Source organism: Pseudomonas sp. NPDC090592 (assembly GCF_044769185.1).
Lineage (GTDB): Bacteria > Pseudomonadota > Gammaproteobacteria > Pseudomonadales > Pseudomonadaceae > Aquipseudomonas.
In genome coordinates this window covers 25,934-39,120 of sequence record NZ_JBIVXJ010000013.1, presented here as the reverse complement: position 1 = coordinate 39,120, position 13,187 = coordinate 25,934, and the positions used below count along the sequence as shown (strand labels likewise).

The 13,187-nt window shown below is 63.6% G+C and carries 13 protein-coding genes; 9 read left to right on the top strand and 4 right to left on the bottom strand.

Annotation, left to right across the window (positions count from 1 at the left end; translation table 11 throughout):
* Positions 1 to 272: 272 nt before the first annotated feature.
* The 5 genes from ACIQUI_RS13710 to ACIQUI_RS13690 all read left to right on the top strand — a co-directional run bounded on the left by ACIQUI_RS13710 (position 273) and on the right by ACIQUI_RS13690 (position 6,353).
* Complete coding sequence (locus ACIQUI_RS13710) at positions 273 to 989, top strand: GntR family transcriptional regulator (RefSeq protein WP_403199302.1); 717 nt, start codon at positions 273 to 275, stop codon at positions 987 to 989.
* Between the two features lie 61 nt (positions 990 to 1,050).
* Positions 1,051 to 2,370 carry an NAD(P)/FAD-dependent oxidoreductase gene (locus ACIQUI_RS13705; protein ID WP_403199299.1) on the top strand — a complete coding sequence of 440 codons (1,320 nt, stop codon included), beginning with the start codon at positions 1,051 to 1,053 and terminating at the stop codon, positions 2,368 to 2,370.
* A 183-nt stretch (positions 2,371 to 2,553) separates the two neighbouring features.
* Entirely contained in the window at positions 2,554 to 3,882 is a 1,329-nt protein-coding gene (locus tag ACIQUI_RS13700) for an MFS transporter (protein WP_403199296.1), read from the top strand.
* 73 nt (positions 3,883 to 3,955) lie between these two features.
* Positions 3,956 to 4,849: a dihydrodipicolinate synthase family protein gene (locus ACIQUI_RS13695; protein ID WP_391126853.1), complete on the top strand. Its 894-nt coding sequence runs from the start codon at positions 3,956 to 3,958 to the stop codon at positions 4,847 to 4,849.
* Positions 4,850 to 4,862: 13 nt separating this feature from the next.
* Positions 4,863 to 6,353 carry an aldehyde dehydrogenase gene (locus tag ACIQUI_RS13690; protein WP_403199293.1) on the top strand — a complete coding sequence of 497 codons (1,491 nt, stop codon included), beginning with the start codon at positions 4,863 to 4,865 and terminating at the stop codon, positions 6,351 to 6,353.
* 167 nt (positions 6,354 to 6,520) lie between these two features.
* Here the strand turns inward: ACIQUI_RS13690 and ACIQUI_RS13685 are convergent, their stop codons facing one another.
* A complete protein-coding gene (locus ACIQUI_RS13685; protein ID WP_028693028.1) occupies positions 6,521 to 6,991 on the bottom strand; it encodes an RNA methyltransferase in 471 nt (156 codons plus the stop codon).
* A 71-nt stretch (positions 6,992 to 7,062) separates the two neighbouring features.
* Positions 7,063 to 7,434: a YajD family HNH nuclease gene (locus ACIQUI_RS13680; protein ID WP_016488597.1), complete on the bottom strand. Its 372-nt coding sequence runs from the start codon at positions 7,432 to 7,434 to the stop codon at positions 7,063 to 7,065.
* A 132-nt stretch (positions 7,435 to 7,566) separates the two neighbouring features.
* Between ACIQUI_RS13680 and ACIQUI_RS13675 the strand changes: the two genes are divergently transcribed.
* Entirely contained in the window at positions 7,567 to 7,845 is a 279-nt protein-coding gene (locus ACIQUI_RS13675) for a hypothetical protein (protein ID WP_403199289.1), read from the top strand.
* Positions 7,846 to 7,985: 140 nt separating this feature from the next.
* On the opposite strand, the gene ACIQUI_RS13670 is transcribed toward ACIQUI_RS13675, so the two are convergent.
* Positions 7,986 to 10,028, bottom strand: a complete 2,043-nt coding sequence (locus tag ACIQUI_RS13670) for a S9 family peptidase (protein WP_403199286.1) — start codon at positions 10,026 to 10,028, stop codon at positions 7,986 to 7,988.
* A 189-nt stretch (positions 10,029 to 10,217) separates the two neighbouring features.
* Here ACIQUI_RS13670 and ACIQUI_RS13665 point away from each other — a divergent pair, with 189 nt between their 5' ends.
* From ACIQUI_RS13665 to ACIQUI_RS13655, 3 genes are read left to right on the top strand one after another with little or no spacing between them, the layout of a single operon-like run.
* A complete protein-coding gene (locus ACIQUI_RS13665; protein ID WP_403199284.1) occupies positions 10,218 to 10,715 on the top strand; it encodes an MFS transporter in 498 nt (165 codons plus the stop codon).
* Between the two features lie 17 nt (positions 10,716 to 10,732).
* Positions 10,733 to 11,506: a class II glutamine amidotransferase gene (locus tag ACIQUI_RS13660; RefSeq protein ID WP_403199281.1), complete on the top strand. Its 774-nt coding sequence runs from the start codon at positions 10,733 to 10,735 to the stop codon at positions 11,504 to 11,506.
* Positions 11,507 to 11,515: 9 nt separating this feature from the next.
* The gene (locus tag ACIQUI_RS13655; RefSeq protein WP_403199279.1) at positions 11,516 to 12,037 is read left to right on the top strand and encodes a DUF2937 family protein; all 522 of its coding nucleotides are present in this window, start codon (positions 11,516 to 11,518) and stop codon (positions 12,035 to 12,037) included.
* 134 nt (positions 12,038 to 12,171) lie between these two features.
* On the opposite strand, the gene ACIQUI_RS13650 is transcribed toward ACIQUI_RS13655, so the two are convergent.
* Positions 12,172 to 13,083 (bottom strand): LysR family transcriptional regulator, encoded by a 912-nt coding sequence (locus ACIQUI_RS13650; protein ID WP_403199276.1) that lies wholly within the window; start codon positions 13,081 to 13,083, stop codon positions 12,172 to 12,174.
* Positions 13,084 to 13,187: the final 104 nt, after the last annotated feature.

Sequence of the window (13,187 nt, the reverse complement as noted above, 5' to 3'; positions counted from 1 at the left end):
GGGCCTGCGCCGGACCTGTGGGAGCGGGCAAGCCCGCGAAGGGGCCCGTACATTTTGCACATTTGTCTGATCTGGATAATTACCTGTCCGGTTTGGCAATGCAGCCCCAAGGGTGTTTAATTCCACCCTTGGACCCCGCTGAAACCCCTAAAAACAAAGGCCCAAACAGATTTCACCGTTCATCGAAATTGCTGTAGACACATTGTCTAACAGTGCCCTATAGTCGTTATACAAATAGTAGACATAGCTCTATGACAACAAAGAAGGCCGCCATGAAAGCCACCGTCCAACCACTCGCCGCAGAAGTGCCGCCGGACCGCAAAGCCGTCCTGGCCGAAGCGCTGCGCCGCCGGATCCTCAGCATGGAACTGGCCCCGGGCGCCGTGGTGGACGAACTGGCCCTGTGCGACGAATTTGGTCTGTCGCGCCCCCCTGTCCGTGAGCTGCTGCGCCAGATTGCCGCCGAAGGCTACATCGAGCTCGAAGCCAACCGCGCGCCACGCGTCGCCGCCATGAACCACGAGTCGCTGCACAGCTTCTACGTTGCCGCGCCGCTTATCTACGTGGCCACCACCCAGTTGGCCGCCACCTACGCCAGCACTGAAGAAATCGAAGTGCTCAAAGGCATCCAGGCCCAGTTCCGCCAGGCTATCGAAGAGCGCGACGTGGAAAACCGCGTGCTCTACAACGACGCCTTCCACCTGGAAATCGGCAAGATGGCACACAACGACTATCTGCTGCCGAGCCTGCGCCGCCTGCTGATCGACCACACCCGGCTGGGCAAGATCTTCTACCGCCACCCGACCACCGACGACATGCAGCGCGACCTCGAAATCGCCTGCGAGCAGCACGAGCAGATGATCCAGGCCATCGAGCGCCGCGACCCGCAAACTGCCGGCCAGCTGGTGCGCGAGCACTTCGAGCTGTCGCGCCGGCGCATGGCCGAGTACGCCGCACCGCAAGGGCTGGATGTACCGATCCAGATATGAATTACCAAGGTCAGGCCTGCGGCCTTGACCGCCCGTCGACAACAAGATCCAGGTTAGTGAGATGACAAAAATAAGTTCGTTACCTGCCGATGATGCCAGCTGTGGCTGGTACCACCTGAGCAAACCGCGTACGCCAAGGCCGGCCCACAGTGGCCACAGCCACGCGCGCTGGGTCGTGGTGGGCGCAGGCTTCACCGGCCTGGCTGCCGCACGCCAGCTGGCAACGAACTTTCCGCATGACGAGATCGTGCTGGTCGAAGCCCAGGAAGTCGGCTTCGGCACCTCCGGGCGCAACGCTGGCTTTGCCATCGACCTGCCGCACGATATCGGTGCCGAGGATTACATCGGCGATATCGACATCGCCAAGACCATCCTCAAGCTCAACCTGGGGGGCCAGCAGTACCTCAAGGACCTGATCGAGCAGTACGACATCGAGTGCCAGTTCCGGCACTGCGGCAAGTACCAGGCGGCCATCGAAGACCGCGGCATTGCCGTGCTGGACGCCTACCGCCGGGGCCTGGACAAGCTTGGCCAGCCCTACGAAGTGATTGAAGGCCGCGACTTGCCCGATCACATCGGCACGGACTTCTACCGCAAGGGCCTGTTCACCCCGGGCACCGCCTTGCTGCAACCTTCGGCATTGGTCAAAGGCCTGGCTGACAGCTTGCCGGCGAATGTTTCGCTGTACGAGCACACGCCGATCACCGACGTCGAGTACGGCGACAAGGTCGTGCTGCGCCATGCCAACGGCTCGATCACGGCCGACAAGCTGGTACTCACCACCAACGCCTTCGGCATGAGCTTCGGTTTCCTCAAGGGCCGCATGCTGCCGGTGTTCACCTACGGCAGCATCACCCGCCCGCTGACCGAGGAAGAGCAGGCGCGCCTGGGCGGCAAGCCTTACTGGGGCGTCATCCCGGCCGACCCGTTCGGCACCACCATGCGCCGCACGGTCGACAACCGCCTGCTGATCCGCAACAGCTTCAGCTACAACCCCGACGGGCGCAGCAACCGCAAGTACCTGGCGCGCTTCGTGGAACGCCACCGCGAATCGTTTGCCCGGCGCTTCCCGATGTTGCCTGCTGTGGACTTTGAATATACCTGGGGCGGTGCACTGGCATTGTCACGCAACCACATGGGCTTCTTTGGCCAGTTGGCGCCAAACGTAGTGGGTGCACTGTGCTGTAACGGCCTGGGTGTTACCCGTGGCACCGTCACCGGTAAGTTGCTGGCCGACTGGCTGGCCGGTGACAAGAACGAACTGATCGAGTTTCTGCTCAATGCCCCCGGGCCTTGTGCAAACCCACCGCAGCCCTTGGTTTCCTTGGGGTTGAACGCCAACCTGATGTGGGGGCAGTTCCGCGCAGGCAAAGAAAGCTGATCGTTACCTGAGTTAGGCCATGGAACATTTTGCGTCGGCGTTAGTTGGCCGGCACGGGTACGGCTTGCCCGAATTTGATGATCGAGATGGGTAGTCCGGTCACCCGGGGCTGAGTGCGGTTTTCAGTTTCGCGGACGCGCTCGCCTTGAAAATGTGCAAGTAGCAGACGTGGTAGGAACAACAATGACAAATCCGAATGTTTCGATTGAAGATGTACCGATCAACAACTTCCACCAGTTGCTGACCCTGCGTTCCGGTGGCGGCTCGTTCGTCGATGGCTATGTACTGAGCATTATCGGCGTAGCCATGGTGCAGATGTCTGCAGGCCTGGGGCTCACCAGTTTCTGGCAGGGCATGATTGCTGCCTCGGCGTTGATCGGCATTTTCTTCGGTGGTTTCTTCGGCGGTTGGCTGACCGACCGCTTCGGCCGCAAGCGTGTGTTCTTCGTTGGCCCGACCCTGTTTATCCTGGCCTCGGTTGCGCAGTTCTGGGTGGAATCGGCGCTTGCATTGTTCCTGCTGCGGTTCGCCATCGGCATCGCCGTGGGTATCGAATACCCGGTTGCCACCTCTTTGCTGGTGGAGTTCCTGCCGAAGAAGAACCGCGGCCCGCGCCTGGCTACCCTGACCGTATTGTGGTTTGCCGGCGCCGCTACCGCCTACCTGGCCGGTGAGGCCATCCTGCGCCACGGTGGCGATGACGCCTGGCGCCTGGTGCTGGCCAGTGCGGCGGTGATCGGTGCGTTGCTGTTCGCCATCCGCCTGGGTACACCGGAGTCGCCACGCTGGCTGATCAGCAAAGGCCGTTCGGCCGAGGCCGAGCAGGTGATCAAGCGCGTCTACGGCAACGGTTTTTCGCTGCAGAACCTGCCGGAAGAGCCCAAGACCCGCAAGCTGTCGTTCCTCAGCCTGCTGCACTCCGGCTACGGCAAGCGCATGCTGTTCGTCACCATGTTCTGGACCTGCTCGGTGATCCCGGTATTTGCCGTGTATGCGTTCGCCCCGAAAGTGCTGGGCGCGCTGAACCTGAAAGGGGACTGGGCCTCGATCGGCTCCATCGCCATCACCTTCCTGTTCGTGGTCGGCTGCATCGTTGGCACCCGCCTGCTCAACACCATCGGCCGGCGCACCACGCTGCTGCACAGCTTCTTCTGGTCGGGGCTGGCGCTGGTGGGCCTGGGGGTCTTCAGCAATGGCAACGAGATGCTCATCCTGGTGCTGTTCGGGGCCTATGCGTTGTTCATCGGTGGCGCCCAGGTGCTGCAACTGGTGTACCCCAACGAACTGTTCCCCACCGAAATCCGCGCTGGCGCCGTGGGCGTGGGCACCTCCATGTCGCGGATCGGTGCGGCAGTTGGCACCTGGCTGGTGCCCATCGCCCTCGACAGCTATGGCATAGGCGCCACCATGTATGCCGCTGCTGGCGTGACCTTCGTCGGCCTGGCCTTCTCGGTCGCCCTGGCCCCGGAAACCCGCTCGCTGAACCTGCAACAAGCTGCTTCGCTAGGCTGAAGCCTTACAACCCACCGCCGCGTGGTTGCGTGGCGGCCTTAACAACACTGAGCAACGCACTGGAGAACCTACCGTGAAATTCGAAGGCATCTACACCCCGGCAATCACTCCGCTGGCTGCGGACGGCTCGATCGACAAGGCAGCGTTTGCCGAGGTCCTCGAATACCTGGTCGAGTCGAAAATCCACGGCGTCATCATTGGTGGCTCCACCGGCGAGTACTACGCCCACACCACCCAGGAGCGCATCGAACTGGCCGCCCAGGCCAAGGACGTGCTCAACGGCCGCCTGCCGCTGATCGTCGGCACCGGTGGCATCCGCACCGAAGACGCCGTGGCCTTTGCCCAGCACGCCAAGGAAATCAAGGCCGACGCGCTGCTGGTGGGCACCCCGCCGTACGCGCTGCCAACCCAGCAGGAAATCGCCCTGCACGTCAAAGCGGTCGACGCCGCCGCCGGCCTGCCGATCATGCTCTACAACTACCCGGGCCGCATGAGCGTAAGCATGGGTGAAGAGTTCTTCGACGCCGTGGCCGACGTGAAAAATATTGTCGCCATCAAGGAAAGCTCCGGTGACATGGCCCAGCTGCACCGCCTGGCCATCAAGCGCCCGAACATCCAGCTGTCGTGCGGCTGGGACGACCAGGCCCTGGAATTCTTCGCCTGGGGCGCCAAGAGCTGGGTCTGCGCCGGCTCCAACTTCATCCCGCGCGAGCACGTGGCCCTGTACGAGGCCTGCGTGATCGAGAAAGACTTCGACAAGGGCCGCAAGATCATGGCTGCCATGATGCCGCTGATGGACTTCCTCGAAGGTGGCAAGTTCGTCCAGGCCATCAAGAACGGCGTGGCCCTGAATGGCCTGAGCACCGGTGGTGTGCGCAAGCCGCTGTACGACCTGGACGCCGCCGAGAAGCAAGAGCTGCAGCGCGTGGTCACCGAACTGAAGGCCACCATCGCCCAGATCAAATAAGGAGGCTGGAAAAATGGCTGAATTGCTGAGCAAGGAACAATACGCGGCCATCGCCGCCGACCTGCAGCTGCGCACCAAGGCGTTCATCGACGGTGAATTCCGCGATGCCATCTCCGGTCGCACCTTCGTCACCACCAACCCGGCCACCGGCAAGCAGCTGGCTGAGGTCGCCGCCTGCGACGTCAACGACGTCAACGTCGCCGTGGCCGCGGCCAAGCGTGTGTTCGAAGAGGGCACCTGGTCGAAGATGCAGCCGAACGACCGCAAGCACGTGCTGCAGAAGTTCGCCCAACTGCTGGAAGACAACGCCCACGAGCTGGCCGTGCTGGAAGCGCTGGACAGCGGCAAGCCCGTCAGCGAGTGCCAGACCGTCGACGTGCCGGAAACCATCCACACCATCCGCTGGCACGCCGAGCTGATCGACAAGATCTACGACGCCACCGCCCCGACCGGCAACGCGGCCGTGACCATGGTGGTGCGTGAAGCCATTGGCGTGGTCGGCCTGGTGCTGCCATGGAACTTCCCGCTGCTGATGCTGGCCTGGAAGATCGCCCCGTCGCTGGCTGCCGGTTGCTCGATCGTGGTCAAGCCGGCCAAGGAAACCACCCTCAGCGCCCTGCGTGTGGCCGAGCTGGCCCATGAGGCGGGTATTCCTGCCGGTGTGTTCAACCTGGTGCCTGGTGGTGGCCGTGAAGTGGGCGAGGCCATCGGCCGCCACATGGACATCCCGATGGTCAGCTTCACCGGCTCCACCGACACCGGCCGCCTGTTCCTGAAATACGCCGCCGAGTCCAACCTCAAGCGCATCGTGCTGGAGCTGGGTGGCAAGAACCCGGCCGTGGTCATGAACGACTGCGAAGACCTGGACGAAGTGGCCCAGTTCGTCACCGCCGGTGCGTTCTGGAACATGGGCGAGAACTGCTCGGCCTCCTCGCGCCTGATCGTGCACAAGGACGTGAAGGACGAGCTGCTGGGCCTGATCGCCAAGCACCTGAAAGACTGGAAACTGGGCGACCCGCTGGACCCGGACAACCGCCTGGGCGCCATGGTCAGCAAGTCGCACTTCGAGAAGGTGAAGTCGTACCTGGAGTACGCTGCCGAGCAGAAGCTCAGCATCGTGCAGGGTGGCGAAACCGAAGAAGGCGTGTTCGTGCAGCCGACCATCGTCGACAACGTCAGCCGCGACAACAAGCTGTTCGTCGAGGAAATCTTTGGCCCGGTGCTGAGCGTGACCAGCTTCGAGACCATCGACGAGGCGATCGAGCTGGCCAACGACACCGTTTACGGCCTGGCCGCTTCGGCCTACACCGGCAGCCTGCGCAACGCGCTGCGCCTGTCGCGGGAAATCCGCGCGGGCGTGGTGACCGTGAACTGCTTCGGCGAAGGTGATGTGACCACGCCATTCGGTGGCTACAAGGAGTCTGGCTTTGGTGGGCGCGACAAGTCCATCTGGGCCCATGACCAATACACGGAGCTGAAGACCATCTGGATCAACGCTTCGTGATCTGAGCAAGACCGGTGCTGTTCTGACGGAGCTCAGCACCTGGCCGCCCTGTGTTTGCAGGGCTGGCCTCTTCGCGGGCTCGCCCGCTCCCACAAGGGTTCACACTGCCTCTGTGGGAGCGGGCGAGCCCGCGAAGAGGCCGGCACTGCCAATACAAGGTGGCCTTTTTATTTGAACTTGGGCCCCGACCGGGTATTCAGCCCCTTGGCCATGCGGTCATACAGCACCACATTCACCGTCGCCGCCAGGTTCATGCAACCTTCGGTGGGTATGTAGATGGTCTCTTCACACCACCCCCGCACATCCTCGCTCAACGAGCCATCCTCAGGCCCGAAGATATAGATAGCCCGGTCCGGGTGGGTATATTCCGGCAGCGGCCGCGCCCCTTCCACCAGCTCCACCGCCACCGGCGTGCAGCCCAGCGGGATGATGCGTTGCAGGTCATCGATGCCGATCAGCGGAATGTCGTAATGCACGCGCTTGGTGTCGGTGACGAAGTCACGCGCGCGTTCGTAGCGTTTGCCGGTGTAGAACACCGAATTGACGCCATAGCAGCCCGCCGCGCGCATCACCGAGCCGACGTTTTCTGCCGATTTGGGGTTGAACAGGCCGATGCAGCTGTATCGTTTGTTTGCCACGTACCGGGGCCCTTCGCGAAAAAAGCGCGATTATACGGGCTGCCCGGCAGCAGCGGGGGGCGAATCGATGGTCAGTCTTTCTTCAACATGCCCGCCAATGCGGCGAACGGGTTGTGGGTGGCCTTGGCGATGCTCGGGGTGCTGGTGGAGCCTTCGCTGAAGTACTGCTGGTCGGTGTAACGTGAGTGCTCGTTGTCGTGGCAGTACAGGCACAGCAGTTCCCAGTTGGAACCGTCCTGCGGGTTGTTGTCGTGGTTGTGGTCACGGTGGTGCACGGTCAACTCGCTCAGGCGCTTGCCGGCGAACTCGCGGGCGCAGCGGCCGCAGACGTGCGGGTACATTCTCAGGGCCTTGTCGCGGTAGCCCATTTCCTTGTCACGCTTGGCATCGGCCAGGATACGGTCGAGGCGCGCGGTGGCGGCGGCGGAAGAAGTGGAGCTCATGATGTTTCCTTGGTTCTGATCAGGCAAATGACGGTTATGTCATTGAGTCTAGCGCGCTTGCAGGGCAGGCGGACAGGCGAAAGGTTTGATTTAGGCGTAGCCTGTAGGAAGGTTCCCGACAGGAGGTTGCAGATGTTTCACGCGATCCTCAGCGCGCTGTTGCTGGCTGGCCTGCCCATGGCCGAAGCCGCCAGCACGCCACCCCGTCTCACTACCCCGGTGCCGGGTGCACCGGGTACGCCCACGCCCACGCCATACCCGCAGGTAACCCCGAGTACGCCGCCCAAGGCTTATGACAGCCAGCCGGGGGCGCCCTTGTTGCCGCCAATGCCCGTGCCCGGGCCGCCAAAGGACCAACCATTGCCGGGTTTGCGGCCGGAGCCGCCGAAAGCGCCGGTGCAGGATGATTGAATCTAGCCAGCCTGCACCGAATTCCTGTGGGAGCGGGCGAGCCCGCGAACACCGGCAAAGCCGGTGCCAATCACCGCGTTGAATTCTTCGCGGGCATGCCCGCTCCCACAGGGATCGGCGCTGGTGCTCAATCCTGGGTTTTACGCCACCCCCAACTCCCCAAACACGAACGCATACTCCAGCGCCACATCCTTCAACCCCTGATACCGCCCGCTCATCCCGCCATGGCCAGCCCCCATCTCGGTCTTGAGCAGCAGCAGGTTGTTGTCGGTCTTGCGCGTACGCAAGCGTGCCACCCACTTGGCCGCTTCCCAATACTGCACGCGGCTGTCGTTGTAGCCCGCCACCACCAGCATGGCCGGGTAGGCTTGCGCTTTCACGTTCTCATACGGCGCATACGCCTTGATCCGTTCATACACCTCGGGATCTTCAGGGTTGCCCCATTCGTCGTACTCGGTCACGGTCAGTGGCAGGTCGGGGTCGAGCATGGTGTTGAGCACGTCGACGAACGGCACTTCGGCAATTGCACAACGGAACAGCTCGGGGCGCAGGTTGAGCACTGCGCCCATCAACAGGCCGCCGGCGCTGCCGCCGCTGATGGCCAGCCGGGCAGCAGTGGTCACGCCCTTGGCGATCAGGTGCTCGGCGCAGGCGATGAAGTCGTTGAAGGTGTTGGGCTTGTGCTCCTGCTTGCCGGCGCGGTACCAGGCTTCACCCAGTTCGCCGCCGCCACGCACATGGGCGATGGCAAAGGCCACGCCACGTTCCAGCAGGCTCAGGCGCGCATGGGAGAACCACGGGTCGAGGCTTTCGCCATAGGCGCCGTAGCCGTACAGGTAAAGCGGCACGGTCTTGCCCAGGTCCTGGCGGCGACGCACCAGGCTGATCGGCACCCGGGTGCCGTCCGCTGCGCTTGCCCACAGGCGCTCGCTTACATAGTCATCGGCATCGAATGCCCCTAGCACCGGGGTTTGCTTGAGCACGGCCTGGGCACCGGTGGCCAGCTCCAGCTGACGCACCTGGGCCGGGCGATTGAGGGCTTCGTAGCGCAGGCGTATGCGGGTGCTGGCGAACTCCAGGCTGTCCTGCACGTACAGGCTGTAGGCAGCGTCCGGCAGCTCGACGCGATAAGGCACCTGGCCTTGCGGGCGTACCTCGATGATTGGCAGGCCGCCTTCGCGCAGGCTCAGGGTCAGGGCGCCGGCATTCAGGCTGAGGCCTTCGAGCATGATCGCGTCGCGGTGCGCGACCAGCGCCTGCCACTGCTCACGGCGCGGCACCGGCGCAACCGGCGCGTGGTACAGGGCGAAGTTGATGCCGTCCTGGTTGGTGCGGATGAACCAGCGCCACTCGCCGTCCAGCTGGCCATGGTCGGGGAAGTACTCATGGCCTTCGACACGCGGCGCCAGGCAGGTGAACGGCGCCTGCGGGGTTTCGGCGTCCAGTACCCAGGCCTCGCTGGTGGTCTTGCTGTTGAGCAGCAGCACCAGCTGGCGCTCGGAACTGGAGCGGTAGCAGTGCAGGAAGAAGCGCCCGTCGGGTTCTTCGAACACGGTCTGTGCAGCGTCGCTGCCCAGCGTGTGGCGGCGCAGCCGCCAGGGCCGGTGAGTGTCGTCCAGCTCGGCGAAGAACAGCGTCTGGCTGTCGTTGGCCCAGGTCAGGCTGCCGTCGCAGTCGTCGAAGGGCAGGGTGGTGACATTGCCAGTGGCAAGGTCCTTGACGTACAGGGTGTAGATTTCGTCGCCGCTGGTGTCGAGGCTGTAGGCCAGCAGACGGTGGTCGGGGCTGACGTTGAACGCGCCCAGCGACAGGAAGCCGCCATTGGCCAGGGCGTTGGGGTCGAGCAGCAGTTGCTCCTGGCTTTCATCGACGGTGTTGGAGTCGTCGGCCGGGCGCGGGCAGCGGTAATGGCGTGGGTATTCGTCGCCAGCGGTGGTGCGGGTGTAATAGAGGTAAGGGCCCCAGGGAGACGGCAGCGACAGGTCGGTTTCCTGGATGCGGCCCTTGATCTCTTCGAACAAGTGCTCGCGCAACGGCGCCTGGTCGGCCAGGCAGGCCTCCTGGTAGGCGTTTTCGGCTTGCAGGTAGGCGAGCACCTCGGGGGTGTCGCGCTGTTGCAGCCAGGCGTACGGGGCGGCGGCTTGATCGGCTTTGGCAATCGGGGGTTGGGGCTTGGTCGGCATTGAGGATCTCTTGATTGGGGTTGCCTGGGCCGGCCTCTTCGCGGGCTTGCCCGCTCCCACAGCCCTCGAGCAGTGCGCAATACCTGTGGGAGCGGGCGAGCCCGCGAAGAGGCCGGCACAGGCAAACACTGTCTGCGCCCGGAAAAGTGTTTATCATAGGCATCTCTTTGCCTGGCTTGCACGAACACCATGACCGAGAACGACTACACCCTTCTCTGGGGCCTCTACGCTGTGGCCGCCCTGGGCTGCCTGCTGGTGGGCTTCAAGCTGACCGGCTGGATGTGGCGCTGGCTGCGCGAACCGCTGCGGGTGCTGCTGGCGGTGCTGCTGCTGACGCCGACCGTGGTCGACCCGGTCAAGGACAGCTTCGCCCCGGCCATCGCCATCACCGCCCTGGATGTCGCCTTCAAGGTCGGTAACAACGCCTGGCGCGCAGTGTCCGACTTCGCCATGTACGGCATGATTGCCTTTGGCCTGTATTTGCTCTTCGTGCTGCTGCGCTGGCCGCTGGAAAAACGCGCCCGCGAGCGCCGCGAGCAAGCCGAGGCCGCCGCCCAGCGCCAGGCCGCCGAAGATGACCAGCTCGCCGCCCATGCCCCTTTGGCCGCCGAGCGCGGTGACCGTTACCGCGACGACCCACGCCCGGCCGCACCACGCGGCAATGGCCGGGTCGAGCCCCGTCTGTAAGCGCAGGAGACACGCCGATGTGCGAACTGCTGGGCATGAGTGCCAACGTCCCTACCGATATCGTTTTCAGCTTCACCGGCCTGATGCAGCGCGGCGGGCGGACTGGCCCGCACCGTGACGGCTGGGGCATCGGCTTCTACGAAGGCCGTGGCCTGCGCCTGTTCCAGGACCCGGCAGCGAGCAGCGAGTCGGAAGTCGCCAACCTGGTGCAGCGCTACCCGATCAAGAGCGAAGTGGTGATTGGCCATATCCGCCAGGCCAACGTCGGCAAGGTGTGCCTGTCCAACACTCACCCGTTCGTACGGGAAATGTGGGGCCGCAACTGGTGTTTCGCGCACAACGGCCAGTTGGGCGACTTCAAGGGCCTGGCCAGCTTCTACCGGCCGGTGGGCGACACCGACAGCGAAGCGGCCTTCTGCGACCTGCTCAACCGCATCCGCAGCGCCTTCCCCGAGCCGGTGCCGGTGGAACAGCTGCTGCCGGTGCTGGTCGAAGCCTGTGCCGGCTACCGTGGCCAGGGCGTGTTCAACTGCATGCTCAGCGACGGCGACTGGCTGTTCTGCTTCTGCTCGACCAAGCTGGTACACATTACCCGGCGTGCGCCTTTTGGTGCCGCACGGTTGAAGGATGTCGACCTGATCGTCGATTTTCATGCCGAAACCACCCCCAACGACGTGGTCACGGTGATTGCCACCGAGGCCCTGACCGAGAACGAGACCTGGAACCGCTACGAGCCGGGTCAATGGGCCCTGTGGCGGCACGGCGAATGCGTGGCGCACGGCCAGAGCTAAGGACGCTGCATGTTCAGAAGTTACCTGCGGTTGCTGCTGTTCACCTTCGGCCTGCTGGCCGGTATCCAGGCCCCGGGGCTGGTCAAGGACTATAGCCAGCGGGTCGAGGCGCACCTGTTCGAGTCGCGCGAGGCGCTGGATGGTTTCCGGCAAACGGCCGAGCGCTTTTTCAAGGGCGACTTGCAGGCGCTGCTCCGGCATTACCGCAGCAGTGACGACCCGGTGTTCAACAGTGATGCCAACAGCATCGAAAGCCTGATGATCCGCAACCAACTGCTGGAAAACGAATGGCAGGCGCTGCAAGGGCCATGGGCGCAGCGAACCTGGCATGTGCTGGTACAGGCTGACCCACAGCTGCGCGAAGAGACGTTGAATGGCTACAGCTATCAGATTTTGCTGGTGCCCGAAGCGGTTGGCTGGGGCGTTGGTGCCGGTTTCGTGCTGGCATTTGTGGTTGAAAGCCTGTTGCTGGGGATTGGCTGGGTGATCCTCGGTGGGCGGCGCAGGGCAGTTAAAGAAAGCTGGCGCTGATTGCTGCGGTAGCTGTGCCGGCCTCTTCGCGGGCTCGCCCGCTCCCACAGGATCATCACAGCCCTTGAGAGCTGTGCAGTACCTGTGGGAGCGGGCAAGCCCGCGAAAGGGCCGGCACAGGCAAAGACAATCTTTCAGACCAGCACGATCCGCTGCCCCCCCACATCACGCGCGTACCCCTCCAACACCTGCCGGCAAACCCCGACCACTTCATCGACCAACGCCACCCCGGTCTGCCAGGCCACCACCAGCTCCAGGCCGGGCGGCGGTTGCAGCCCTTGTAGCAACACCAGTTCGCCCCGGCCCAACTCGGCATCTACCAATGCCGGCGGCAACGCACCAATACCAAACCCGTCACGCAACAACCGGGTAATCGCCGCCACCGAGTTCACGCAGTTCAGCCGCGGCGCCTCAGCCCCCGCAGCTTGCAGCAAGCTCAGCACCTCCTGGTGTGGTCGCGAATTCTTCGAGAAGGTGATGATGCGTTCGCGCCCAAGCTCGGCCAGCGATGCGTAGTCCCGGTGCTGGTGCGAGCCGGCAGCCACTACCCAGCCCATCGGGTAGCGCGCCAGGTCCAGGCTGCGGATCGACTGCTCACGCAGCAGGTCGGTCTGCAGGATCACATCGAGAAAACCCTTCTGCAGCTGCTCGCGCAGGTTCAGCGCGGTGTCGGCCACCAGTTCGATTTCCACCTGCGGGTAGCGCTCGGTCAGCTCTGCCACCAGCGCGCTCATCCAGGTATGGATCACCGTGTCCATCACGCCGATTCGAATGCGCCCGACCTTGGCCCGATCGCTGTCCAGCGACTGCTTCATGGCCTTGGCGGTTTCCAGCATGCGCTCGGCGTATTCCAGCACCTTGGCGCCTTCCGGGGTCAGGCTGACCCCGCGGGAATCACGCAACAGCAGCTTCACACCCAGGTCCGCCTCCAGCGCGGCAATGCGGCTGGACACCGAGGCCTGGGTGGTGAACAGCTTTTCTGCCGTCAGGCGGAAGCTCTTGAGCCGGGCGACCCAGACGAATGTTTCGAGGAAGCGAAGGTTCATGATCAGTTTTTCTTGTTCCAGACCGGCGGTTTTTCTCGTTGGACGCAAGCGTTGCGGCCTCTGAACAATGGTGCCCAGGCCGCGACGCTTTATGTCGCCCATAA